This window comes from Ensifer sp. B1-9 (assembly GCF_050474445.1).
GTDB lineage: Bacteria > Pseudomonadota > Alphaproteobacteria > Rhizobiales > Rhizobiaceae > Ensifer.
The window spans coordinates 214815-238409 of the sequence record NZ_JBCHVG010000010.1; the positions used below are offsets into that span (position 1 = coordinate 214815).

At 63.5% G+C, this 23595-nt stretch carries 23 protein-coding genes; 20 read left to right on the top strand and 3 right to left on the bottom strand.

The features are described from left to right. Positions 1-78: 78 nt before the first annotated feature. From sdhC to lpdA, 17 genes are all read left to right on the top strand, one after another. A complete protein-coding gene (gene sdhC, locus ACQ5BM_RS20090; protein ID WP_173517759.1) occupies positions 79-471 on the top strand; it encodes a succinate dehydrogenase, cytochrome b556 subunit in 393 nt (130 codons plus the stop codon). 18 nt (positions 472-489) lie between these two features. Continuing rightward, on the top strand, positions 490-870 hold the full coding sequence (sdhD, locus tag ACQ5BM_RS20095; RefSeq protein ID WP_429814951.1) for a succinate dehydrogenase, hydrophobic membrane anchor protein: 381 nt from the start codon (positions 490-492) through the stop codon (positions 868-870). A 7-nt stretch (positions 871-877) separates the two neighbouring features. Then, positions 878-2719, top strand: a complete 1842-nt coding sequence (gene sdhA, locus ACQ5BM_RS20100; protein WP_429814954.1) for a succinate dehydrogenase flavoprotein subunit — start codon at positions 878-880, stop codon at positions 2717-2719. 18 nt (positions 2720-2737) lie between these two features. After that, positions 2738-3517, top strand: a complete 780-nt coding sequence (locus tag ACQ5BM_RS20105) for a succinate dehydrogenase iron-sulfur subunit (protein WP_429814957.1) — start codon at positions 2738-2740, stop codon at positions 3515-3517. Positions 3518-3821: 304 nt separating this feature from the next. Beyond that, on the top strand, positions 3822-4367 hold the full coding sequence (locus ACQ5BM_RS20110; protein ID WP_429814960.1) for a protease inhibitor Inh/omp19 family protein: 546 nt from the start codon (positions 3822-3824) through the stop codon (positions 4365-4367). A gap of 59 nt (positions 4368-4426) precedes the next feature. After that, positions 4427-5581: a cell division protein ZapE gene (zapE, locus tag ACQ5BM_RS20115; RefSeq protein ID WP_429814963.1), complete on the top strand. Its 1155-nt coding sequence runs from the start codon at positions 4427-4429 to the stop codon at positions 5579-5581. Between the two features lie 183 nt (positions 5582-5764). Beyond that, complete coding sequence (mdh, locus tag ACQ5BM_RS20120) at positions 5765-6730, top strand: malate dehydrogenase (protein ID WP_113535265.1); 966 nt, start codon at positions 5765-5767, stop codon at positions 6728-6730. A gap of 113 nt (positions 6731-6843) precedes the next feature. Next, a complete protein-coding gene (gene sucC, locus ACQ5BM_RS20125) occupies positions 6844-8037 on the top strand; it encodes an ADP-forming succinate--CoA ligase subunit beta (protein WP_429814966.1) in 1194 nt (397 codons plus the stop codon). A 17-nt stretch (positions 8038-8054) separates the two neighbouring features. Next, entirely contained in the window at positions 8055-8957 is a 903-nt protein-coding gene (gene sucD / locus ACQ5BM_RS20130) for a succinate--CoA ligase subunit alpha (protein WP_429814969.1), read from the top strand. Between the two features lie 241 nt (positions 8958-9198). Beyond that, positions 9199-12195, top strand: a complete 2997-nt coding sequence (locus ACQ5BM_RS20135; RefSeq protein WP_429814972.1) for a 2-oxoglutarate dehydrogenase E1 component — start codon at positions 9199-9201, stop codon at positions 12193-12195. A gap of 56 nt (positions 12196-12251) precedes the next feature. Next, positions 12252-13478, top strand: a complete 1227-nt coding sequence (gene odhB / locus ACQ5BM_RS20140; protein WP_429814975.1) for a 2-oxoglutarate dehydrogenase complex dihydrolipoyllysine-residue succinyltransferase — start codon at positions 12252-12254, stop codon at positions 13476-13478. Positions 13479-13633: 155 nt separating this feature from the next. Continuing rightward, complete coding sequence (locus tag ACQ5BM_RS20145) at positions 13634-14047, top strand: MAPEG family protein (RefSeq protein WP_429814978.1); 414 nt, start codon at positions 13634-13636, stop codon at positions 14045-14047. 31 nt (positions 14048-14078) lie between these two features. Next, positions 14079-14504, top strand: a complete 426-nt coding sequence (locus tag ACQ5BM_RS20150) for a VOC family protein (protein WP_429814981.1) — start codon at positions 14079-14081, stop codon at positions 14502-14504. Further along, a complete protein-coding gene (locus tag ACQ5BM_RS20155) occupies positions 14501-15142 on the top strand; it encodes a LysE family translocator (protein WP_429814984.1) in 642 nt (213 codons plus the stop codon). Before ACQ5BM_RS20150 ends, ACQ5BM_RS20155 begins: the two co-directional genes overlap by 4 nt. Positions 15143-15144: 2 nt before the next feature. Then, positions 15145-15660, top strand: a complete 516-nt coding sequence (locus tag ACQ5BM_RS20160; RefSeq protein WP_429814986.1) for a hypothetical protein — start codon at positions 15145-15147, stop codon at positions 15658-15660. Beyond that, positions 15657-16409, top strand: coding sequence for an SDR family oxidoreductase (locus tag ACQ5BM_RS20165; RefSeq protein WP_429814988.1), 753 nt, complete (start codon positions 15657-15659; stop codon positions 16407-16409). The genes ACQ5BM_RS20160 and ACQ5BM_RS20165 overlap by 4 nt, the downstream gene beginning before the upstream one ends. A 24-nt stretch (positions 16410-16433) precedes the next feature. Next, on the top strand, positions 16434-17840 hold the full coding sequence (gene lpdA / locus ACQ5BM_RS20170; RefSeq protein ID WP_429814991.1) for a dihydrolipoyl dehydrogenase: 1407 nt from the start codon (positions 16434-16436) through the stop codon (positions 17838-17840). A 137-nt stretch (positions 17841-17977) separates the two neighbouring features. Here the strand turns inward: lpdA and ACQ5BM_RS20175 are convergent, their stop codons facing one another. Further along, entirely contained in the window at positions 17978-18472 is a 495-nt protein-coding gene (locus tag ACQ5BM_RS20175) for an acyl-CoA thioesterase (protein WP_429814994.1), read from the bottom strand. A gap of 220 nt (positions 18473-18692) precedes the next feature. Here ACQ5BM_RS20175 and ACQ5BM_RS20180 point away from each other — a divergent pair, with 220 nt between their 5' ends. Continuing rightward, positions 18693-19181 carry a DUF2867 domain-containing protein gene (locus ACQ5BM_RS20180; RefSeq protein WP_429814997.1) on the top strand — a complete coding sequence of 163 codons (489 nt, stop codon included), beginning with the start codon at positions 18693-18695 and terminating at the stop codon, positions 19179-19181. A 27-nt stretch (positions 19182-19208) separates the two neighbouring features. Here ACQ5BM_RS20180 and ACQ5BM_RS20185 read toward each other — a convergent pair whose 3' ends face one another. Together ACQ5BM_RS20185 and ACQ5BM_RS20190 are read right to left on the bottom strand one after the other, a co-directional pair. After that, a complete protein-coding gene (locus ACQ5BM_RS20185; protein WP_429815000.1) occupies positions 19209-20306 on the bottom strand; it encodes a TraB/GumN family protein in 1098 nt (365 codons plus the stop codon). A gap of 99 nt (positions 20307-20405) precedes the next feature. Further along, a complete protein-coding gene (locus tag ACQ5BM_RS20190) occupies positions 20406-21341 on the bottom strand; it encodes a tyrosine recombinase XerC (protein WP_429815003.1) in 936 nt (311 codons plus the stop codon). Positions 21342-21475: 134 nt separating this feature from the next. Here ACQ5BM_RS20190 and ACQ5BM_RS20195 point away from each other — a divergent pair, with 134 nt between their 5' ends. Further along, positions 21476-22399: a GNAT family N-acetyltransferase gene (locus tag ACQ5BM_RS20195; protein WP_429815006.1), complete on the top strand. Its 924-nt coding sequence runs from the start codon at positions 21476-21478 to the stop codon at positions 22397-22399. Positions 22400-22461: 62 nt separating this feature from the next. Further along, positions 22462-23595: an AAA family ATPase gene (locus ACQ5BM_RS20200; RefSeq protein ID WP_429815009.1), complete on the top strand. Its 1134-nt coding sequence runs from the start codon at positions 22462-22464 to the stop codon at positions 23593-23595.

Genomic DNA, 23595 nt, shown 5'->3' on the forward strand with positions numbered 1-23595 from the left:
TGCGCACAATCAGGTGCGATACCGGACTAAAATCGTCCAGTTTTTTGGGCGAAAATCCGGGCATTCCGTGAGGTTCCGATGACGAATGTCACAAGAAGCCGGCCACTCTCGCCGCATCTTCAAATCTATAAACCGATCCCGACGATGGTGATGTCCATTGTGCACCGCATCACCGGCGGCGCGCTCTATTTCGGCACCATCCTCGTTGCCTGGTGGCTGATCGCCGCCGCATCGGGTGCGGCCTACTACGACTGGGTTAGCTGGCTGTTCGGCACGCTGATCGGCAAGTTGGTGCTCTTCGGTTACACCTGGGCGCTGGTGCACCACATGCTCGGTGGCTTGCGCCACTTCGTCTGGGATCTCGGCTACGGCTACGAGAAGCACTTCGCCACGAAGATGGCCAAGGCGACGATCATCTGTTCGGTGGCGCTGACGCTGCTGATCTGGGTGGTCGGCTATCTCGTCCGCTAACTGAGAGGAAAGACACCCATGGATATGCGCACACCTCTCGGCAAGGTCCGCGGTCTCGGTTCCGCCAAGGAAGGCACCGATCACTTCTGGCGTCAGCGCCTGACGGCGGTCGCCAACGTTCCGCTCCTGATCTTCTTCGTCATCTTCCTCGTTCGCTACGCAGGCGCCCCGCACGCGGATGTCGTCGCCGCGCTTGCGAACCCCTTCGTCGCGGTCGTCATGGCCCTCGTCGTGCTCTCGGGCCTGGTCCACATGCGTCTCGGCATGCAGGTGATCATCGAGGACTACGTGCATGGCGAAGGCATGAAGATCGCCCTTCTCATGCTCAATACGTTTTTCACGATCGCGGTTGGCGGGCTCTGTCTCTTCGCCATCCTGAAGATCGCTTTTGCAGGGTAATTTCGCCATGGCATCGAACAGTTCACCCGCTGCAAACGGCAAGGCCTATCAATATGTCGATCACGCCTTCGACGTCGTCGTCGTCGGCGCCGGCGGCGCGGGCTTGCGTGCGACCCTCGGCATGGCCGAGCAGGGTCTGAAGACCGCCTGCATCACCAAGGTCTTCCCGACCCGCTCGCACACGGTTGCCGCCCAGGGCGGGATTGCCGCCTCGCTGCAAAACATGACGCCGGACAGCTGGCAGTGGCACCTCTACGACACCGTCAAGGGTTCCGACTGGCTCGGCGACGTCGACGCCATGCAGTATCTCGCCATGGAAGCGCCGAAGGCGGTCTATGAGCTCGAGCACTACGGCGTGCCGTTCTCGCGCAACGCCGAAGGCAAGATCTACCAGCGCCCCTTCGGCGGCCACATGCAGAACTACGGCGAAGGCCCACCGGTTCAGCGTACCTGCGCTGCCGCCGACCGTACCGGTCACGCGATCCTGCACACGCTCTATGGCCAGTCGCTCAGGAACAACGCCGAGTTCTTCATCGAGTATTTCGCGCTCGACCTGATCATGTCGGATGATGGCCGCTGCACCGGCGTCGTCGCCTGGAACCTCGACGATGGCACGATCCATCGCTTCTCCGCCAAGATGGTGGTGCTGGCGACCGGTGGCTACGGCCGCGCCTATTTCTCGGCGACCTCGGCGCACACCTGCACGGGCGACGGCGGCGGCATGATCGCGCGCGCTGGCCTGCCGCTGCAGGACATGGAGTTCGTGCAGTTCCACCCGACCGGCATCTACGGCGCGGGCTGCCTGATCACCGAAGGCGCACGCGGCGAAGGCGGCTACCTCGTCAACTCCGAAGGCGAGCGCTTCATGGAGCGCTATGCGCCGTCCGCCAAGGACCTTGCCTCGCGTGACGTCGTCTCGCGCTGCATGACGATGGAAATCCGCGAAGGTCGCGGCGTCGGCAAGAACAAGGACCACATCTTCCTGCACCTGGATCACCTCGATCCGGCGGTTCTCCACGAGCGCCTGCCGGGCATCTCGGAATCGGCGAAGATCTTCGCCGGCGTCGACGTGACGCGCGAGCCGATCCCGGTTCTGCCGACGGTGCACTACAACATGGGCGGCGTGCCGACCAACTATTGGGGCGAAGTCCTGAACGCCGACAGCCAGAACCCGGAGCGCGTCGCGCCCGGCCTGATGGCGGTGGGCGAGGCCGGCTGCGCCTCGGTGCACGGCGCCAACCGCCTCGGCTCCAACTCGCTGATCGACCTCGTGGTCTTCGGCCGCGCCGCCGCGATCCGCGCCGGCCAGGTGATCGACCGCAACGAGGCGATCCCGGAACTCAACAAGGCTGCCTGCGACCGGATCATGGACCGCTTCGACCGCCTGCGTAACGCCAATGGCGGCACGCCGACGGCGGTGCTGCGCGAAAAGATGCAGCGCGCCATGCAGGAAGACGCAGCCGTGTTCCGCACCCAGGAATCGCTGGAATCGGGCTGCAAGCGCATCTCGGCGATCTGGAAGGAGATGCCCGACGTCAAGGTCACTGACCGCTCGATGATCTGGAACTCCGACCTGGTCGAGACGCTGGAACTCGAAAACCTCATGGCCAACGCCATCACGACGATCTACGGCGCCGAGGCGCGCAAGGAGAGCCGTGGTTCGCACGCCCGCGAGGACTTCACCGAGGGCCCGCTCGGCGGCCGCGACGACGTCAACTGGCGCAAGCACACGCTCGCCTGGGTGAACGAGGCCGGCGACGTCAAGCTTGACTATCGCCCTGTCCATACCGACCTGATCGCCGACGGCATCGATCCCAAGAAGATCGAGCCGAAGGCGCGCGTCTACTGATCTTGAGGAATAAGCCACATGGTTGAACTCGCTCTCCCCAAGAACTCGCAGATGACGGAAGGCAAGGTCTGGCCGAAGCCTCAGGGCGCGACCAACGTTCGCGAATACCGCATCTATCGCTGGAACCCGGATGACGGCGCCAATCCGCGCATCGATACCTTCTATATCGATATCGACGATTGCGGCCCGATGGTGCTCGACGGTCTGCTCTATATCAAGAACAAGATCGACCCGACGCTGACACTGCGCCGCTCCTGCCGCGAGGGCATCTGCGGTTCCTGCGCGATGAACATCGACGGCACCAACACGCTCGCCTGCACCAAGGGCATGGACGAGATCAAGGGCGCGGTGAAGGTCTATCCGCTGCCGCACATGCCGGTCGTCAAGGATCTGGTGCCGGATCTGACGAACTTCTACGCCCAGCACCGCTCGATCGAGCCGTGGCTGAAGACGGTGTCGCCGACGCCGGCCAAGGAATGGAAGCAGAGCCACGAGGATCGCCTGAAACTCGACGGTCTCTACGAGTGCATTCTGTGCGCCTGCTGCTCGACCTCCTGTCCGAGCTATTGGTGGAACGGCGACCGTTACCTCGGCCCGGCGGTTCTGCTGCAGGCCTATCGCTGGCTGATCGACAGCCGCGACGAAGCAACCGGCGAGCGTCTCGACAATCTCGAGGACCCCTTCCGCCTTTACCGCTGCCACACGATCATGAACTGCGCGCAGGCCTGTCCGAAGGGTCTGAACCCGGCCAAGGCGATCGGCGAAATCAAGAAGATGCTGGTCGAGCGCCGCGTCTGATCGACAGGCAGTATTCGATCGCGAAAGCGGCGGGTCCCGGGCCCGCCGCTTTCATTTCGACATGCCGGCTGGCGGTGCCGACCGAACAATCCGCGATTGTGGGACGGATTTTAGCAGGTCGGCGCTCGCGACCTCGAGTTGAGGCCCGTGTGGCACAGGCTGGCTTGCGCTTTGGCCAGACGTTTCAATCCTGCAACAGGTCGGCAGGAATCGTCGTCCCTTGATTTGGCCGGTGGATTTGCTGTATTTCGGCCTATATTATCGCGTTGCATCATGGTTCGCGGACACGAACAGGAGTAGGGATATGCGGGTTTCTCATGCGGCGGCGGGGCTGGCAATTGTGCTTGCGCTGACCGGATGCCAGCGGACATCGATGGGCGGTTTCAGTTCCCAGGATGCTTCACCCGCTCCCATTCAGGCCGCACCGGTTCCCTCGGTTTCGTCGAACCAGCTTCCGGCGCCGACCGGAAACACCTCACAATTCCCGGCTGCACCGACAAGCGGGACAATGACGCCCGGCACGGTTCAGCAGCCCGGCACGCAGGTCGCTGCCGCGGCGGGCGGCGGACTTGACGTCACCAAGGAGTCGATGGTCGGCAACTGGCGCGTATCGAGCGCCGGCAGCTCCTGCGACATGTTCCTGACGCTTACCAATCTCGGCTCCGGCTCGCGCGGCGGCACGCGCGGCTGCGCCGGCGAGCTGACGACCATGGGGTCCTGGGAAGTGGCCGGCAAGCAGGTGGTTCTCAAGGACCGCAGCGGCAATGCCATCGCCCGTCTCTACAAGACGGCCGATGCCCGTTTCGACGGCTCGACCAATGGCGGCCAGCCGGTCAGCCTCAGCCGCTGACGCTTTTTCAGCCCGGTCTCGCGCCGGGCTTTTGTTTTCCGACCCATCTCGGGTGAGACGTGCTCAATCCTGACGACAGTATCTACCGCAAGCTCGAAACGCTCGTCGAGAGCGGCGAGCGCAAGCGCGACCCCGCACAGTTTACGATTGCGCGGCGTTTCGACCATCTTTCCGCGGAGCTGCTGGCCAGCCGTCCGTCGCGCAAGACCAATGCGCTCGGTTGGCTGTTCGCCTCGCGCAAGAAGGACCATCCGCCGGTCAAGGGCCTCTACATCCATGGCGGCGTCGGGCGCGGCAAGACCATGCTGATGGATCTGTTCTTCGATACGGTGCCGATCCAGCGCAAACGTCGGGCGCACTTCCATGAGTTCATGGCCGACGTACACGAGCGCATCTACAAGCACCGCCAGAAGCTGAAGAACGGCGAGACGAAACAGGCCGATCCGATCCCGCCCGTCGCCTCGGAGCTTTTCGGCGAGGCGCGGCTGCTCTGCTTCGACGAGTTCTCGGTTACCGATATCGCGGATGCGATGATCCTTGGGCGGCTGTTCGGCGAGCTTTTCTCTAAAGGCTGCGTTCTGGTCGCGACGTCGAACGTGGCGCCGGACGATCTTTATCGCGACGGCCTCAATCGCGGCCTGTTCCTGCCCTTCATCGATCTCCTGAAGGCCAATGCCGAGGTCATCTCCCTCGACACGGACACCGACTACCGTCTGACGAAGACGGACGGTAGCCCGGTCTGGCTCTCGCCGCTCGGTCCCGAAGCGGATGCCGCGATGGCGCGGGCCTGGATCCAGGAGACCGGCAACGCTCTGGCCAGCCCCGCCGAGGTGCCGCGCAAGGGTCGCAAGATCCATGTGCCGGTCGCCTCCGGAAAGAGCGCCCGCTTTACCTTCGCCGACCTTTGCCAGCAGCCGCTCGGCGCGGCGGACTACTTGGCCATCCTCGAGCGCTATTCGACGATCTTCGTCGATCACGTGCCGCATCTGGGTCCCCACATGCGCAACGAGACCAAGCGCTTCATCCTCCTGGTCGACACGCTCTACAACAACGGCGCCCGATTGTTCGCTTCGGCCGCGGCCGAGCCACAGGATCTGCTGACCCAGAAGAAGGGCACGGAAGGCTTCGAGTTCGACCGCACGGTTTCGCGCCTGATCGAGATGCAAAGCGAAGAATATGCCGCTGAGCACCCTGCCAATCGTGCTGTTTCATGACGCACTCGTGATGGAAATTCTTACGTTTACGTAAGAATTTTATGTTCTAACCGATTGAAATTGCTCTATCCAAAAGTATCGTTTGATATTTTACCATTTGCCGTTTAATGGCTTTCGGCGAAGGTTTGGCGTTTGCCGCGTTTCAGGCCTCGATCATATTGGGATCACAAAGGAAGCACTTTCATGGCGCGCAACAAGATCGCACTTATCGGTTCAGGGATGATTGGTGGTACGCTGGCCCATCTCGCCGGCCTGAAGGAACTGGGCGACATCGTCCTCTTCGACATCGCCGACGGCATCCCGCAGGGCAAGGGCCTCGACATTGCCCAGTCCTCCCCGGTCGAAGGCTTCGACGCCAACCTCACGGGCGCCAGCGACTACTCGGCAATCGAAGGTGCTGACGTCTGCATCGTCACCGCCGGCGTTCCGCGCAAGCCCGGCATGAGCCGCGACGATCTGCTGGGTATCAACCTCAAGGTTATGGAACAGGTCGGCGCCGGCATCAAGAAGTACGCTCCGAACGCCTTCGTCATCTGCATCACCAACCCGCTCGACGCCATGGTCTGGGCGCTGCAGAAGTTCTCGGGCCTGCCGAAGAACAAGGTCGTCGGCATGGCTGGCGTTCTCGATAGCTCGCGCTTCCGCCTGTTCCTTTCCCAGGAATTCAACGTCTCGGTCCAGGACGTCACCGCCTTCGTTCTCGGCGGCCACGGCGACACCATGGTGCCGCTCGCCCGCTACTCGACCGTTGCCGGCATCCCGCTGACCGACCTCGTGCAGATGGGCTGGGTCACCAAGGAGCGCCTCGAAGAAATCATCCAGCGCACCCGTGACGGCGGCGCCGAAATCGTCGGCCTGCTCAAGACCGGTTCGGCCTACTACGCCCCGGCCGCTTCGGCGATCGAAATGGCCGAAGCCTACCTCAAGGACAAGAAGCGCGTGCTGCCCTGCGCCGCTCACCTGACCGGCCAGTACGGCGTCAAGGACATGTATGTCGGCGTTCCGACCGTTATCGGCGCCGGCGGCGTCGAGCGCATCATCGAGATCGATCTCAACAAGGCCGAGAAGGAAGCGTTCGACAAGTCGGTCGCTTCGGTCGCCGGTCTTTGCGAAGCCTGCATCGGCATTGCGCCGAGCCTGAAGCAGTAATCGCGTCCCGTTGAGCGGATGCCCAAATCCGCTCAACCTCTTTGTTTTTGCCGCATTTGTGCGACGGCAGGTGTTTCGCCTGCCTGCGGAATGCTCCAGACAGGAAAAACACCATGAACATTCATGAATATCAGGCCAAGGCTCTGCTGAAGAGCTATGGCGCACCGGTCGCGGAAGGCGTCGCGATCTTCTCCGCCGACGAAGCCGAGGCTGCTGCCAAGTCGCTCCCGGGTCCGCTCTACGTCGTCAAGAGCCAGATCCATGCCGGCGGCCGCGGCAAGGGCAAGTTCAAGGAACTCTCCGCCGACGCCAAGGGCGGCGTTCGTCTTGCCTTCTCGATCGACGAAGCCAAGGCTCATGCCAAGGAAATGCTCGGCAATACGCTCGTCACCGCGCAGACCGGCCCTGCCGGCAAGCAGGTAAACCGCCTCTACATCGAGGACGGCGCCGATATCGATCGCGAACTCTATCTTTCGCTGCTCGTCGACCGCTCGGTCGGCCAGATCGCCTTCGTCGTTTCGACGGAAGGCGGCATGGACATCGAGGCTGTTGCGCACGACACGCCGGAAAAGATCGTCAACGTCGCGATCAACCCGGAAGCCGGCGTCACCGCCGCCGATCTCGCCAAGCTCACCGCGGCCCTGAAGCTCGAAGGCGAAGCCAAGGCTGACGCCGAAAAGCTCTTCCCGATCCTCTACAAGGCCTTTGTCGAGAAGGACATGAGCCTGCTTGAGATCAACCCGCTGATCGTCATGAAGAACGGCCGTATGCGCGTTCTCGATGCCAAGGTCTCGTTCGACGGCAACGCCCTGTTCCGCCACGACGACATCAAGGCACTGCGCGACGAAACCGAAGAAGACGCCAAGGAAATCGAGGCCTCCAAGTGGGATCTCGCCTATGTGGCGCTCGACGGCAACATCGGCTGCATGGTCAACGGCGCGGGTCTTGCCATGGCGACGATGGACATCATCAAGCTCTACGGCAAGGAGCCGGCGAACTTCTGCGACGTCGGCGGCGGCGCCGGCAAGGATAAGGTCGCGGCAGCCTTCAAGATCATCACGGCCGACCCGAAGGTCGAGGGTATCCTCGTCAACATCTTCGGCGGCATCATGAAGTGCGATGTCATCGCTGAAGGTGTCGTTGCGGCCGTGCAGGAAGTCGGCCTCAAGGTTCCGCTGGTCGTTCGTCTCGAAGGCACGAATGTCGAGCTTGGCAAGAAGATCCTGAACGAATCCGGCCTGGCGATCACCGCCGCCGACGATCTGGATGACGCTGCCAAGAAGATCGTCGCCGCGATCAACGGCTAACTGAAGGACCAGACCTCATGTCAATTCTCGTCAACAAGAACACTAAGGTCCTCGTTCAGGGCCTGACCGGCAAGACCGGCACCTTCCATACCGAACAGGCGCTTGCCTATTACGGCACGCAGATGGTCGGCGGCATTCACCCGAAGAAGGGCGGCGAAACCTGGACCGGCTCCAAGGGCGAAACCCTGCCGATCTTCGCCTCGGTTGCCGAAGGCCGTGAAAAGACCGGTGCGGACGCATCCGTGATCTATGTTCCGCCGGCAGGCGCCGCGGACGCGATCATCGAGGCGATCGATGCGGAGATCCCGTTCATCACCTGCATTACCGAAGGCATCCCGGTTGCCGACATGGTGCGCGTCAAGGCTCGTCTCGACCGCTCCAAGTCGCGCCTGCTCGGCCCGAACTGCCCCGGTATCCTGACGCCGGAAGAATGCAAGATCGGCATCATGCCGGGCTCGATCTTCCGCAAGGGTTCTGTCGGCATCGTCTCGCGCTCCGGCACGCTGACCTATGAAGCCGTGTTCCAGACCTCCAACGAAGGCCTCGGCCAGACGACGGCCGTCGGCATCGGCGGCGACCCGGTCAAGGGCACCGAGTTCATCGACGTGCTGGAGATGTTCCTGGCGGACGAGGCCACGACCTCGATCATCATGATCGGCGAAATCGGCGGCTCGGCCGAAGAGGATGCGGCGCAGTTCCTCATCGACGAGGCCAAGAAGGGCCGCAAGAAGCCGATGGCCGGCTTCATCGCGGGCCGTACCGCGCCGAAGGGCCGCACCATGGGTCACGCCGGCGCCGTTGTTTCCGGCGGCAAGGGCGATGCGGAATCCAAGATCGCTGCGATGGAGCAGGCAGGCATCCGCGTGTCGCCGTCGCCGGCCCGTCTCGGCACGACGCTGGTCGAAGTCCTCAAGGGCTGATCTCAAGACTATGTCCGGGCCGGAGCGATCCGGCCCGGACAAGCTGAGCTGCCGTGTGTTGTCTTGGCTGGTTCAAGATCGGCACAGGCGGCAAACCAAGTGCCACGGTGATCCCGGCGCGTCCCTCCGATGCGCGGCGCCGTAGGAAAGGGCGCGGACCGCGCCGAACGAACATGAACGACCGGGATACCCGGCAACCCAACTTCAGTCAGGAGGCGGACAGAAACGTCCGCGTGAGACCATGACAAGGCAAGAGGCCAACGAGCAATTCCAGCTCACTTCGTTTCTGGACGGCGCCAATGCCGCCTATATCGAGCAGCTCCAAGCACGCTATGAAACGGACCCGGCGTCCGTGTCGGCCGAATGGCAGGCCTTCTTCAAGGCGCTCGCCGACCGGCCGGAAGATGTCGTGAAGGCAGCCAAGGGCGCCTCCTGGAAAAAGAACAACTGGCCGATCCCGGCCAATGGCGAACTCGTCTCCGCGCTCGATGGCGACTGGGGTACGGTCGAAAAGGTCATTGAAAAGAAGGTCAAGGCGAAGGTTGAGGAAGCCGCCGCTGCCACCGGTGTTGCCGTCAGTGCGGCCGATATCCATCAGGCGACGCGCGATTCCGTTCGCGCCATCATGATGATCCGCGCCTATCGCGCCCGCGGCCACCTGCATGCCAAGCTCGACCCGCTTGGCCTTGCTGCCCCGGTCGAGGACTACAACGAGCTTTCGCCCTCGAACTATGGCTTCGAGGACAAGGATCTCGACCGCAAGATCTTCATCGACAACGTGCTCGGCCTCGAATACGCGACCATCCGCGAGATGGTCGAAATCCTCGAGCGCACCTATTGCTCGACGATCGGCGTCGAGTTCATGCACATGTCGAACCCGGACGAGAAGGCCTGGATTCAGGAACGCATCGAAGGGCCGGACAAGGGCGTCGAGTTTACCCCTGAAGGCAAGAAGGCGATCCTGCAGAAGCTGATCGAGGCCGAAGGCTTCGAGCAGTTCATCGACGTCAAGTACAAGGGCACCAAGCGCTTCGGTCTCGACGGCGGCGAATCGCTGATCCCGGCGCTCGAGCAGATCATCAAGCGCGGCGGCCAGGAAGGCCTCAAGGAAATCGTGCTCGGCATGGCCCACCGCGGCCGCCTGAACGTGCTTTCCCAGGTCATGGCCAAGCCGCACCGCGCCATCTTCCACGAGTTCAAGGGCGGTTCCTACGCACCTGACGACGTCGAAGGTTCGGGCGACGTGAAGTACCACCTCGGCGCTTCCTCCGACCGCGAGTTCGACGGCAACAAGGTTCACCTGTCGCTGACGGCGAACCCCTCGCACCTCGAAATCGTCAACCCTGTCGTCATGGGCAAGGCCCGCGCCAAGCAGGACCAGATGGCGACCGTCTTCGAGGGCGACATCATTCCGCTGCGCGAGCGCTCCAAGGTCATGCCGCTGCTGCTGCACGGTGACGCTGCTTTCGCCGGCCAGGGCGTGATCGCCGAAATCCTCGGCCTTTCGGGCCTGCGCGGCCACCGCGTCGCCGGCACCGTGCATTTCATCATCAACAACCAGATCGGCTTCACCACCAATCCGGCCTTCTCGCGTTCGTCGCCCTATCCGTCCGACGTCGCAAAGATGATCGAAGCGCCGATCTTCCACGTCAACGGCGACGATCCGGAAGGCGTCGTCTACGCGGCCAAGATCGCGACCGAATTCCGGATGAAGTTCCACAAGCCGGTCGTCATCGACATGTTCTGCTACCGCCGCTTCGGCCACAACGAAGGCGACGAGCCGGCGTTCACCCAGCCGAAGATGTACAAGGTCATCCGCGCCCATAAGACCGTCGTCCAGCTCTATTCGGACCGACTGATCGCCGAAGGCCTGATCTCCGAAGGCGAAGTCGAGAAGATGAAGGCCGACTGGCGCGCCCACCTCGAGCAGGAGTTCGAGGCCGGCCAGTCCTACAAGCCGAACAAGGCCGACTGGCTCGATGGCGCCTGGTCTGGCCTGCGCTCGGCCGACAACCAGGACGAACAGCGCCGCGGCAAGACCTCGGTGCCGATGAAGCAGCTCAAGGAAGTCGGCCGCAAGATCTCGGAGATCCCGCCAGGCTTCAACGCGCACCGCACCATCCAGCGCTTCATGGAAAACCGCGCCAACATGATCCAGACCGGCGAGGGCATCGACTGGGCTATGGCCGAAGCGCTCGCCTTCGGTACCCTCGTCACCGAAGGCACCAAGATCCGTCTTTCGGGCCAGGACTGCGAACGCGGCACCTTCTCGCAGCGCCATTCGGTGCTCTACGATCAGCAGACCGAAGAGCGCTACATCCCGCTCGCGAACCTGTCGCCGACACAGGCCCGCTACGAAGTCATCAACTCGATGCTCTCCGAAGAGGCGGTCCTCGGCTTCGAATACGGCTACTCGCTCGCCCGCCCGAACGCGCTGACGCTCTGGGAAGCCCAGTTCGGCGACTTCGCCAACGGTGCACAGGTCGTCTTCGACCAGTTCATCTCGTCGGGCGAACGCAAGTGGCTGCGCATGTCGGGTCTCGTCTGCCTGCTGCCGCACGGCTATGAGGGCCAGGGTCCGGAGCACTCCTCCGCCCGCCTTGAACGCTTCCTGCAGCTCTGCGCCGAAGACAACATGCAGGTCGCCAACGTCACCACGCCGGCGAACTACTTCCACATCCTGCGCCGCCAGGTGAAGCGCGACTTCCGCAAGCCGCTGATCCTGATGACGCCCAAGTCGCTGCTGCGCCACAAGCGGGCGATCTCCAGCCTGTCGGAAATGGCCGGCGAGAGCTCGTTCCACCGCCTGCTGTGGGACGACGCCGAAGTCATCAAGGATGGTCCGATCAAGCTGCAGAAGGACTCGAAGATCCGTCGCGTCGTGCTCTGCTCGGGCAAGGTCTACTACGACCTGCTCGAAGAGCGCGAAAAGCGCGGCATCGACGACGTCTACCTGCTGCGTGTCGAGCAGCTCTATCCGTTCCCGGCCAAGGCGCTCATCAACGAGCTCAGCCGCTTCCGCAATGCGGAGATGGTCTGGTGCCAGGAAGAGCCGAAGAACATGGGCGCATGGTCGTTCATCGACCCCTATCTCGAATGGGTTCTCGCCCATATCGACGCCAAGTATCAGCGCGTGCGCTACACTGGCCGTCCGGCCGCCGCCTCGCCGGCGACGGGCCTGATGTCGAAGCACCTGGCGCAGCTTGCCGCTTTCCTCGAGGACGCGCTGGGGGGCTGATGCTCCCCTCGCTCTGAGCCAACAGAAACAGATATCTGATCAACGGAACAAAAATCATGGCAACAGAAATCCGCGTTCCCACCCTTGGCGAATCCGTCAGCGAAGCGACCGTCGGCACCTGGTTCAAGAAGGTCGGCGATGCCATCAAGGCCGACGAACCCCTGCTCGAACTCGAAACCGACAAGGTGACGATCGAAGTGCCGGCCCCTGCTGCCGGCACGCTTTCCGAAATTGTCGCGCAGGCCGGGGAGACCGTCGGCCTCGGCGCGCTGCTCGGCCAGATCGCCGCCGGTGACGGCGCTGCTGCCGCAGCCCCGGCTGCCGCGCCTGAGAAGAAGGCCGAGCCGGCTGCTGCCGCTCCGGCTGCCGCGGCTCCCGCCGCCTCGTCGATGCCGCCGGCACCGGCTGCCGCCAAGCTGCTCGCCGAAAACAACCTCTCGGCCGACCAGGTCGACGGTTCGGGCAAGCGTGGCCAGGTGCTGAAGGGTGACGTGCTTGCCGCCGTCGCCAAGGGCATCACGACGCCGGCCGCCGCAGAGCCGGCCAAGGTCCAGGCCCGTGCGCCGTCGACGGCCGAAGACGCCGTTCGCGAAGAGCGCGTCAAGATGACCCGCCTGCGCCAAACGATCGCCAAGCGCCTCAAGGATGCGCAGAACACCGCCGCCATGCTGACCACCTACAACGAGGTGGACATGAGCGCGGTCATGTCGCTGCGCAACAAGTACAAGGACATCTTCGAGAAGAAGCATGGCGTGAAGCTCGGCTTCATGGGCTTCTTCACCAAGGCCGTCACCCACGCGCTGAAGGAAATCCCGGCCGTCAACGCCGAGATCGACGGCACCGACATCATCTACAAGAACTACTGCCACATCGGCGTTGCCGTCGGCACGGACAAGGGTCTTGTCGTTCCGATCGTGCGCGATGCCGACCAGATGTCGATCGCCGAAATCGAGAAGGACATCGGCCGTCTCGGCAAGGCGGCGCGTGATGGCGCGCTGTCGATGGCTGACATGCAGGGCGGTACCTTCACGATCTCCAACGGCGGCGTCTATGGTTCGCTGATGTCTTCGCCGATCCTGAATGCGCCGCAGTCGGGCATTCTCGGCATGCACAAGATCCAGGACCGTCCGGTCGCCATCGGCGGCCAGGTCGTCATCCGCCCGATGATGTACCTCGCGCTCTCCTACGATCACCGCATCGTTGACGGCAAGGAAGCGGTGACCTTCCTTGTCCGCGTCAAGGAAAGCCTCGAGGATCCGGAGCGTCTGGTTCTCGATCTCTAATCTTGGCAATAGACGCGGGCGCCTCTGCGCGCCCGCGTCTATCCTCATGTCGATCGGAGACGGCGAATGATGGTTCGCCGCCGCCTTTGTCGAGGTGACTTGCCCCGGCGGGGTCGTGATACCGATCTGGATTGATCCTGAGATTGCGAGGGCTGATGGAAGCCGCGGCAGCGTCGACTGAAATCTGGGTGCTCGGCTGGAGCGTCGTGCTGCTGATCGTCCACATCCTGGCGCAGGCGCTGTCACTCGACCTCGCCGGCGACCTCGGCATCAAATACCTGCTCGGACCTCGCGATGAGCAGCGCGTTTCGAAGAGCATCGTGGCGGGACGCCTCTTGCGCTCGCTTCGCAACATGCTGGAAACCTATCCCGCCTTCGTTGCTCTTGCGCTTGCACTGGCGGTGACCGGGAAGACCGGCGGCCTCGGTGCCATTGGCGCCCTAATCTGGATTTTGGCACGGGTGGCCTACATCATCCTCTACGTGGCAGGCGTTCCCGTGTTGCGCTCCATCGTCTGGTTCGTGTCGATCATTGCACTGTTGCTGATGGTCGTCCGGCTCATGGCATAGCATCCCTGCGGCAAGGCAAGAGGAGACTGGCATGGCATTCGAACCCAATGTACCGCCGATCCAGGTGCATCTCTGCGTCAAGGATGGCATGGCGGCGATTGCTTTCTACGAGAAGGCCTTCGGAGCTCAAAACACCTTTTGCCAGTTGGCGGAGGATCGCAAGCGCGTGATGCATTCCAATCTGTCGGTGTTCGGCGGGGAGATCATGCTGCACGACGAATTTCCCGAATTCGGCGGCAGCGTGCTCTCGCCGGAGACGATCGGCGGCACCGGTGTCGCCATCAGCATCAACCTGCCGGCGGCTGCCGCTGTCGACGCGGCCTATGACCGGGCGATTGCCGCAGGGGCATCGACAGTGCTGGAGCCACAGGATACCTTCTGGCACGCACGCTACGCGCGCATCCAGGATCCCTTCGGCCACGTCTGGGCCTTCAACGCACCGGTCGCAAAACCATGAGCCAATATCTCTTTGAACTTGCCTCGCTGATGGCGATCTTCGCCTTCGCCATCGTCTCGCCCGGTGCCGACCTCGCCATGGTCATGCGCCAGTCGATCGTGCATGGCCGCCGTCCGGCCATCATCACATCCTTCGGCATCGGCAGTTCGCTGATGTTCCATGTCACCTATACGATCCTTGGTCTCGGGCTGATCATTTCGCAGTCGATCTACCTGTTCAACATCGTCAAATGGTGCGGCGTCGCTTACCTGATCTATATCGGCATCAAGGCGCTGCGTGCCGGCCAGACCGAGATCAAGGTCGAGCGCGCGGAAGGCGCGGAACCCGCCAAGAGCCAGTCGGCCGCGAAGGCCTTCGGCCTCGGCTTTGCCGCCAATGCGCTCAACCCGAAGCCGGTGTTCTTCTTCCTGTCGATCTTCTCGACCGTCGTCAGCGCCCACACGCCGATCCTCATCAAGTTCGGCTACGGTCTGGTCATGGCTTCCTGCCTGATCCTCTGGTTCGTCGGTGTCAGCCTGTTCCTGACGACGCCGGGCATGCGCGCCGCCTTCACCCGCGCCAGCAAGTGGATCGACCGCATGAGCGGCGTGGTCTTCATCGCCCTCGGCCTCAAGCTCGCGACGGAGAAGGCCGCCTGATCATGGTTCCCAGTCGTTTCGTTCCGACATTGCTTGGTTCGGCTCTGTTCGGCCTTGCGCTCGCCTCACCGGCGATCGCTGCCGACTGCAAGCAGTCGCATGCGATCTATGGCGATCGCGATGGCGGCTACGAGCTGCGTTTCGAACCGGTCGGCTCGGCAAGCGCGGCGACCAGCAATCACTTCAAGGTGGCGGTGCTGAAAGCCGGTGTGCTGCTCGACGGCATCGTGATGCCGGCAGGCGAGCCGGAGCGCGCGACGGGGCTGATCATGCACAACTGCCCGGAAGGCGACGCGACCGGTGAGGAGCTGCGCGCCTGCACCGTCTGGCAGGGCGTCGTCTACGCGCTAAACAAGGCCGGGGCAATCAGCGAGATCCCGGCCGAGACCGAGCCGGCGGCCGAGCAATTGCTGCTTCCCGATTTCGGCCCGTCACTCAGGGCGTCCAGCGCCTGGGGCAAGGGCAAGGCGGAGGCCGATAGCTGGGATTCCTTCACTCTCAAGGGATGCGCCGCATGAGCGCGCGCCCCGTTCTCCTCGTGACCGGCGGCAGCCGCGGCATCGGCGCGGCGATCTGCCTCGGCGCCGCCGAGGCCGGCTGGCGCGTCGCCGTCAACTATGCGAGCAACGACAAAGCCGCCGATGCTGTCGTCCGCATGATCGAGCGGGAAGGCGGTTCGGTAATCGCGGTTCAGGGCGATGTCGGCTCTGAAGCGGATATCCAGGCGATGTTTGCTGCCGTCGATGCGGCTTTCGGCCGCCTCGACGGCCTCGTCAACAACGCCGGCATCGTCGGGCCGACCGAGCGGGTGGACGAAATGTCCATCGACCGGCTCGAGCGCATGTTCCGCGTCAACGTCACCGGCTCCATTCGCTGTGCGGCGGAAGCAATCCGGCGCATGTCGACGCGCTATGGCCACCAGGGCGGGGTCATCGTCAATATCTCCTCGGTCGCCGCGGTGCTCGGCTCGCCGGGGCAATATGTCGACTATGCCGCGTCGAAGGGCGCTATCGACACCTTTACCGTCGGCCTTGCGCGCGAGGTCGCGACCGAGGGCATACGCGTCAACGCGATACGCCCCGGCATCATCGATACCGAGATCCACGCCTCCGGCGGCCTGCCGGACCGGGCGCGCGATCTCGCTTCCACCATTCCCGTTCAGCGACCCGGCACCGCCGAGGAAGTCGCTGACGCGGTTCTCTACCTCCTGTCGGACAAGGCGACTTATGTGACAGGAGCAATTCTCAATGTCAGCGGCGGGCGGTAACCGCCCTGAAGGAAGGATATTCTAATGGCTTATGATCTCATCGTTATCGGCAGCGGCCCCGGCGGCTATGTCTGCGCCGTCAAGGCGGCCCAGCTCGGCCTGAAGGTGGCCGTCGTCGAGAAGCGCGCAACCTATGGCGGCACCTGCCTCAACATCGGCTGCATCCCGTCGAAGGCGCTGCTGCATGCTTCCGAGATGTTCCACCAGGTCGCTCACGGCGTGGACGCGCTCGGCATCGAAGTCGTGGCGCCGAAGCTGAACCTCGAAAAGATGATGGCCCACAAGGACGCGACCGTTAAGGCCAATGTCGACGGCGTCTCGTTCCTTTTCAAGAAGAACAAGATCGACGGCATCCAGGGCACCGGCAGAGTGCTCGGCCAGGGCAAGGTCTCGGTCACCAACGACAAGGGTGAGGAGCAGATCCTCGAAACCAAGAACATCGTGATCGCCACCGGCTCCGACGTGGCGGGCATCCCGGGCGTAAAGGTCGACATCGACGAGAAGGTGATCATCTCGTCAACCGGCGGCATCGCGCTGGACAAGGTTCCGGCGCACATGATCGTCGTCGGCGGCGGCGTCATCGGCCTCGAGCTCGGCTCGGTCTGGGCCCGCCTCGGCGCCAAGGTCACGGTCGTCGAATATCTCGATACCCTCCTCGGCGGCATGGACGGCGAAGTTGCCAAGCAGTTCCAGCGCATGCTTGCCAAGCAGGGCATGGACATCAAGCTCGGCGCCAAGGTGACCGGCGTCGTCAAGGACGGCAAGGGCGCCAAGGTGACCTTCGAGCCGGTCAAGGGCGGCGATGCCGTGACGCTCGACGCCGATGTCGTGCTGATCGCCACCGGTCGCAAGCCCTACACCGATGGCCTCGGCCTGGATAAGGCCGGCGTCGTCATGGACCAGCGCGGCCGCGTCGAGATCGACCATCACTACCAGACGAGCGTTGCCGGCGTCTACGCGATCGGCGACGTGGTGCGCGGCCCGATGCTCGCCCACAAGGCCGAGGATGAAGGTGTGGCCGTTGCGGAAATCCTGGCAGGCCAGGCCGGCCATGTGAACTATGACGTCATCCCGAGCGTGGTCTACACCCAGCCGGAAGTTGCCTCCGTCGGCAAGACCGAGGAAGAGCTGAAGGCCGCAGGCGTTGCCTACAAGGTCGGCAAGTTCCCCTTTACCGCCAATGGCCGTGCGCGCGCGATGCTTACCACCGACGGTTTCGTGAAGATCCTTGCCGACAAGGAAACCGACCGGGTACTCGGCGGCCATATCGTCGGCTTCGGCGCCGGCGAGATGATCCACGAGATCGCCGTGCTGATGGAATTCGGCGGTTCGTCCGAAGACCTCGGCCGCACCTGCCATGCGCATCCGACCATGTCGGAAGCGGTCAAGGAAGCGGCTCTGTCGACCTTCTTCAAGCCGATCCATATGTAATGATTTTGCAGGGGGCTGCGGCGAGCGGCCCCCTCATTCCGGCCGGGCGTTTCGACTTGCCGGCTGCCGTTGCCGACCCATGGCGCATCGGCGCGGACTGACATTGCCGCCACCGACGTCATCCGATGCCGGCGATCCTACTCCTCAGAAGCAGACCGGACCGCGTGGAAGCGCTCCTCGAATTCGCGCCTGAGGCTGCGTCGCGCCTCGGCGGCTCGCTGCCGTTGCTTGCGGTCGGCCGTGTCCGTGACCAGCGGAGGAACAGGCGTCGGGCTGCCATCGGCATCGACCGCGACCATCGTGAAATAGCAGGAATTGGTATGGCGGCGCTCGCCGCTGCGGATGTTTTCGGCCTCGACCCGGATTCCGATTTCCATTGAGGTGCGACCGGCATGGTTGACCGCGGCGCGGAAGGTGACGAGCTCGCCGACGTGGATGGGCTGGCGGAAGATCACCTGGTCGACCGAGAGCGTTACCGCATATTGCTGCGAATAGCGCGAGGCGCAGGAAAACGCTACGCGGTCCAGGAGGTTGAGCAGCGCGCCGCCGTGGACCTTGCCGCTGAAATTCGCCATGTCCGGCGTCATCAGGACGACCATCTCGAGCTCGCGCGGGTCGTGGCTGGTTTCCATAGTCTGTCTCCTTGATGCGATTGGCGGCGTCGTAACAGAGTTATGCAGCTTGTCGCCGCGAAGGGAAGAGCGCGCGGGCTCGTGGCCCATGGGGCGTGAGACGAGGTGTGACGATTGGCCCGAGGGGCTGCGACAAGCGGCGGTCTGTGCGACGACGGTGGAGGCAGCGATCATGTTTCTCGCCTCAGATGACCGGTGTCGCCGAGGCGAAGGAGGGAACATGAAACCGAGAGCCGTGGCCGTTTCGCTGCCGAACCGCCATTTGCCGGAGGCCGATTGGGCCGACCGTTTCGAGCTTGCCCTTGATGGCAAGGGTGTGACCGCCGCGGAAGCGGCCGAACGTTCGCTTGGCCGCTCGCCACGATGGATTCGCGAGCTCTTGCGGCTGCGCAATCGCATGGTGTCCCTCGTCGGCTTGAAATCGGCAGCGCCGAGGTCCGGCCGTTTCGGCCTGGTCGGGGCGTTTCCGGTGCTGTCAAAAACCGACGACGAAGTGGTGCTCGGCTTTGACGACAAGCATCTCGATTTTCGCATCATCGTCGATGTCAGGGCAGGGTCCGCGGTCAATCAGATCGTCGGCGTCACCACGCTCGTTCGGCGGCACAATACGCTCGGTTGGGTTTACCTTGCGGCGATCACGCCGTTTCACAAGGTGATCGTGCCGACGCTGCTCGCCGGCGTCGCCGGTCCAGGCGGCATGATTGGCTGATCAGCCTCTGGCTTGAACGGCCGCCAGTCAGTTGGCGCGCGTCAGAGTGAAGCCCTGGGCACGCAGGAGTTCCACGAGGCCCTCCTTGCCCGGAAGGTGCAGTGCCCCGACCGCCATGAACGCACCGCCGTCCTTCAGGATCGGTTCGGCGCGCGTCGCCATCGTCCTGTTGCGCTCGACGATGATGCGCTGTTCGAAATCGGCATAGCCGAAATCCTCGCTGGAGGCCGTGTCAACGGCCTTCATCATCGGCATGATCATGCCGGTGTCGCCCGCGAGATAGAGATCGGTCATGGTCGCGAAGACGTCGTCGATCGTCTTGCCGAGCGCCAGCGTCTCGATGAGCGCGCGCAGATGCAGTTCGGTCGGAAGCGAATCCATCGCCGAGAGCTGTTCGATCAGCGTTTCCAGACCCTTGAGCGTCTTGCCCTGGCCGACGGCATCCTCTGCGATCTTCTTGTCGAGGAAGGAGGCGCCCGCCGCTTTTCGGGTGATCTCGCAGGCAGGCAATGCCACGAAGCTCGCGATCATCCATGGCTTCATGCGCGCAACGAGCGTCAGCGGAATGCCGCGTGCCTTGAGGCCCGCTTCGAGCTGTTCGCGGTCACCGGGCTTCAGGAAATCGGCGATCGTCTTGTTGTCCGGGAACATGGTGAGGTCGGGCCGCATCAGGATCGCGGCGGCAGATTTCTTTTCGTCGATGATCTCGTCCGATTCGACGATGACGGTCGAGGCTGCCTCGAAGGCGGCCGGCGCCTCGGACGGCAATGCCAGCACGCGCGGATCGGTAACGTGCATGGTGCCGAGCAGCCAGGAGGGCGCAATCCCGTCCTTCTCGATCTTCCAGAAAATGCCCTTGCCGTTCGGCACGGCGGCGGCTTCCGCTTCGAGGGCGGCGAATTTTGTCGGATCCGACTTGGCAAGCGCGGTCAGGACGTTCGAGCCGCGGCATTCCCCATCCTGGACGGCGTCCTGGGCATCGGCTCTGGCGACGAAGAGGAGGGCAACAAAAAGACAAGCCGCAAGGACGACGTGCAGCAGGGCGATCAGCCACAGCGTGCCGTCAGCTACTCGCGCAAGCAGGTTGCGGTGCAGGTTTCGATCAGGTCTCGCAAAGGCTGTCATCATTCTTCCCCGACGGACGGACGGTCGCTGCTGAACCCTAGGCCCGGGCCGGTCACGGCTTCCTTAAAGGGCATGGTTAATCCAAGGTTTCGCCGAAAATCAGGCACGCGGATGGGCACGATCATAGATCTCCAGAAGTCTTGCGGAATCGACGCCGGTATAGACCTGCGTCGTCGACAGGCTGGCGTGGCCGAGCAGTTCCTGAATAGTCCGGAGATCGCCGCCTCCGGCCAGCAGATGGGTGGCGAAGGAGTGGCGCAGTGCATGCGGCGTTGCCGTGTCCGGCAGGCCGAGGGCGCCACGCAGCTTCTGCATCTCGCGCTGGATGATCGCCGGCTGCAGCTTGGCGCCGCGCGCTCCGCGAAACAACGGCTCATCGGCCGCTGGCCGGTAGGGGCAGAGTTTGACATAGGCGGCGACGGCGTCACGTGCAGCCTGAATCAGCGGCACGAGCCGCGTCTTGCCGCCCTTGCCGAGGATGCGCAGCGACGAGGGCCCGCCGGCGAAATCGCCCGATGTCAGCCCGAGCGCCTCGGAAATGCGCAGGCCGCAGCCATAGAGCAGGGTCAGCACCGCGGCATTGCGCGCCGCGATCCAAGGCTCCTCGGCAAGCTGTGCCTCCGAGGTCACGACGTTGAGCGCTTCACGATCGGTCAGCGGTTTCGGCAGCGATTTCGGCTGCTTCGGCGAGCGCACCGCGGTCGCGCCCGCCGCATTGGCGAGGCCATTGCGTTCGAGGAAGCGGAGGAACGAGCGCAGCCCCGCGAGCCCACGGCCGAGCGTTCGTGCGCCAGCGCCACCCTTGCGGCGCTGGGCGAGGAAGCCGCGCAGGTCCGCCGGCCTGAGCGTCCGGATGTCGGAAAGCCGCGGCGGTCCGGCCAGATGCCCGGTCAGGAATGTCAGGAACTGGCGGGTATCGCGCTCATAGGCCTCGACCGTGTTGTCCGAGAGGCGGCGCTCGCGCATGAGCCCATCGAGCCAACGTTGGCGTTCGGCAAGGAGTTCCGGATGGCCGATGACGAGGAGCTCGTTCATTGTCGCTTCCCAAGTTGGTCCATCGGCGACAATGCCCTGACGCATCTTATGTTTTTGCTAATGCGCCCTTGGAATCTGTCATTCTTCGATCATATAGAATTGCGATGGTCAGCCGGAAAGAATCGGATCGGACTATGGCGGGACGGGATTCGGTGAACGGATTCGCGCATTTTGCTGAAGTAATCGCCCTGGTCTCACAGGGGCAGCCTGGTCACATCGTAGACACCCTGATTGCCGAGCGCGGGCAGCGCATCGTCAAGAGTCCGCTATGGCCGCTGATGCGGCCCTTTCTCTACACATTGCTGAACTACCGCAAGGCGCATGAATTCGCCGATGCGGTCGCCAACATGCCTGGCTTTCAGGCCTTCGAACATCTGAGTTCGCTGCTGTCGCTGGAGGTGCGGGTCGATCGGGCCGAGCGCATTCCGGCCAAGGGCGGCTTCCTGCTCGTCAGCAACCATCCGACCGGCATTGCCGACGGGATCGCGGTCTTCGACCTCTTGAAGACCCGGCGGCCGGACATGATGTTCTTCGCCAATCGCGACGCCATCCGCGTCAATCCGCGCTTCGTCGAGATGGTCATTCCGGTCGAATGGCGCGAAGAGCACAAGAGCAAGCTGAAGACCCGCGAGACCTTGCAGGTGACCAACCGGGCGATCGGCGAGGGCAAGGCGACGGTGCTTTTCCCTTCCGGGCGCATCGCCTATTGGGCGGATGGTTGCCTCAACGAGCGGCCATGGAAGACGTCTGCCGTGGGCTTTGCGCGCAAATACGGTTTGCCGATCCTGCCGGTGCATATGAGCGCCCGCAATTCCGGCCTGTTCTACTGGTTCGCCAAATGGTCGACGGAACTGCGCGACATGACCGTGTTCCATGAACTGCTCAACAAGAAGGGTGATCTCTTCGATTTCCGCATTGGCAACCTGATTCCGCCGGAGGCGCTGGAAGGCGAGTCTGGCGAGGTGACGAAAGCGCTCGAGCGGCACACTGTCTTCGATCTCGCAGTGGACGCGGACGCGGCGTTCGAGCCCAGGCTTCAAGTCGCGGCCGGGCTCTAGCGACCAGCCGCGCCATGTGTGCCGGCTTCACGCCGGCTGGCGGATCGGCTAGGTCTTGGCCTATGCAGCTACAATCCATGTTTGCCGAAAACTATCGTTCGCTGAAGTCGATCCGCATGGATCTGACCGGGGTCAACCTGTTCATCGGCGAGAACGGCGTCGGCAAGTCCAATCTCTATCGGGCGCTTCAGCTCGTACAGTCTGCGACACGCGGCACGCTTGCGCGCGAGATCGCCGAAGAGGGCGGCATGTCATCGGCGCTCTGGAGCGGTCGTCGGCGTGCCGACAAGCCGGCGCGCATAAGGCTCGAAACCGAGCTTCTGGACGAGGAGCGGGCGATCACCTTCCGCTACCGGATCGAGGCGGGGTTGCGCCCGCCAACGGCAGCCGCCGGCTTTGCCTATGAGCCGCAGGTCAAGGAAGAGGAACTGACGGTCGAAACCGGCCGCCGGCCGGTGACGATGATGAAGCGATCCGGCCCCGGCATCTTCGTGCGCGGCGAACGCGGGCGGATGGAGGACTATCCGGAGCAGGCGCTGACGTCCGAAACGGCGATCTCGCTGCTCGGCGACGCCGGCCATTATCCCGAGGTCGGCACCTTTCGCCGCGCGGTCGACCAGTGGCGGTTCTTCCACGGCTTCCGCACCGATCGCGATTCGCCCTTGCGCTTGCCTTGCCTCGCCGTCACGGCGCCGATGCTCGACGAGACCGGTGTCAATATGGCTGCGGTCTTCGCGACGCTTCGGCACACGCGTCAGGATACGGTCGATCTCGACCGCGCCGTCGCCGATGCCTTCGGCGGCGCCCATCTCGATGTTCCCGATCCCGGCCAGTTCGCCGAATTCTCGCTGGTCTTTCCGGATTTTCCCAACCGGCGTTTTTCGCCGCGCGAGCTTTCCGACGGGCAGATGCGCTTTCTGGCCTTGGCGGCGGCGCTGCTTTCCTATCGCCGCCCCCGCTTCATCGCACTGAACGAGCCGGAAACGAGCCTGCATCCGGACATGCTGCCGGCGCTTGCCGACATGATCGCCAGCGCCTCCCGCGAAAGCCAGATCTGGATCGTCACCCATTCGGAGCGGCTGGCGGAAGAGGTGCGCCAGCGCTGCGGCATTCGTCCGCGCCGGGTAATCCGCAAGGACAGCGCCACCTGGATCGACGGCATGCGGCTGTCGGGGCTGATGGACGATGACGAGTAG

Bases quoted from the DNA above. Each gene is read 5' to 3' on its own strand.
- sdhC (WP_173517759.1), top strand. From the start codon at position 79: ATGACGAATGTCACAAGAAGCCGGCCACTCTCGCCGCATCTTCAAATC.
- sdhD (WP_429814951.1), top strand. From the start codon at position 490: ATGGATATGCGCACACCTCTCGGCAAGGTCCGCGGTCTCGGTTCCGCC.
- sdhA (WP_429814954.1), top strand. From the start codon at position 878: ATGGCATCGAACAGTTCACCCGCTGCAAACGGCAAGGCCTATCAATAT.
- ACQ5BM_RS20105 (WP_429814957.1), top strand. From the start codon at position 2,738: ATGGTTGAACTCGCTCTCCCCAAGAACTCGCAGATGACGGAAGGCAAG.
- ACQ5BM_RS20110 (WP_429814960.1), top strand. From the start codon at position 3,822: ATGCGGGTTTCTCATGCGGCGGCGGGGCTGGCAATTGTGCTTGCGCTG.
- mdh (WP_113535265.1), top strand. From the start codon at position 5,765: ATGGCGCGCAACAAGATCGCACTTATCGGTTCAGGGATGATTGGTGGT.
- sucC (WP_429814966.1), top strand. From the start codon at position 6,844: ATGAACATTCATGAATATCAGGCCAAGGCTCTGCTGAAGAGCTATGGC.
- sucD (WP_429814969.1), top strand. From the start codon at position 8,055: ATGTCAATTCTCGTCAACAAGAACACTAAGGTCCTCGTTCAGGGCCTG.
- ACQ5BM_RS20135 (WP_429814972.1), top strand. From the start codon at position 9,199: ATGACAAGGCAAGAGGCCAACGAGCAATTCCAGCTCACTTCGTTTCTG.
- odhB (WP_429814975.1), top strand. From the start codon at position 12,252: ATGGCAACAGAAATCCGCGTTCCCACCCTTGGCGAATCCGTCAGCGAA.
- ACQ5BM_RS20145 (WP_429814978.1), top strand. From the start codon at position 13,634: ATGGAAGCCGCGGCAGCGTCGACTGAAATCTGGGTGCTCGGCTGGAGC.
- ACQ5BM_RS20150 (WP_429814981.1), top strand. From the start codon at position 14,079: ATGGCATTCGAACCCAATGTACCGCCGATCCAGGTGCATCTCTGCGTC.
- ACQ5BM_RS20155 (WP_429814984.1), top strand. From the start codon at position 14,501: ATGAGCCAATATCTCTTTGAACTTGCCTCGCTGATGGCGATCTTCGCC.
- ACQ5BM_RS20160 (WP_429814986.1), top strand. From the start codon at position 15,145: ATGGTTCCCAGTCGTTTCGTTCCGACATTGCTTGGTTCGGCTCTGTTC.
- ACQ5BM_RS20165 (WP_429814988.1), top strand. From the start codon at position 15,657: ATGAGCGCGCGCCCCGTTCTCCTCGTGACCGGCGGCAGCCGCGGCATC.
- lpdA (WP_429814991.1), top strand. From the start codon at position 16,434: ATGGCTTATGATCTCATCGTTATCGGCAGCGGCCCCGGCGGCTATGTC.
- ACQ5BM_RS20175 (WP_429814994.1), bottom strand. From the start codon at position 18,472: ATGGAAACCAGCCACGACCCGCGCGAGCTCGAGATGGTCGTCCTGATG.
- ACQ5BM_RS20180 (WP_429814997.1), top strand. From the start codon at position 18,693: ATGAAACCGAGAGCCGTGGCCGTTTCGCTGCCGAACCGCCATTTGCCG.
- ACQ5BM_RS20185 (WP_429815000.1), bottom strand. From the start codon at position 20,306: ATGACAGCCTTTGCGAGACCTGATCGAAACCTGCACCGCAACCTGCTT.
- ACQ5BM_RS20190 (WP_429815003.1), bottom strand. From the start codon at position 21,341: ATGAACGAGCTCCTCGTCATCGGCCATCCGGAACTCCTTGCCGAACGC.
- ACQ5BM_RS20195 (WP_429815006.1), top strand. From the start codon at position 21,476: ATGGCGGGACGGGATTCGGTGAACGGATTCGCGCATTTTGCTGAAGTA.
- ACQ5BM_RS20200 (WP_429815009.1), top strand. From the start codon at position 22,462: ATGCAGCTACAATCCATGTTTGCCGAAAACTATCGTTCGCTGAAGTCG.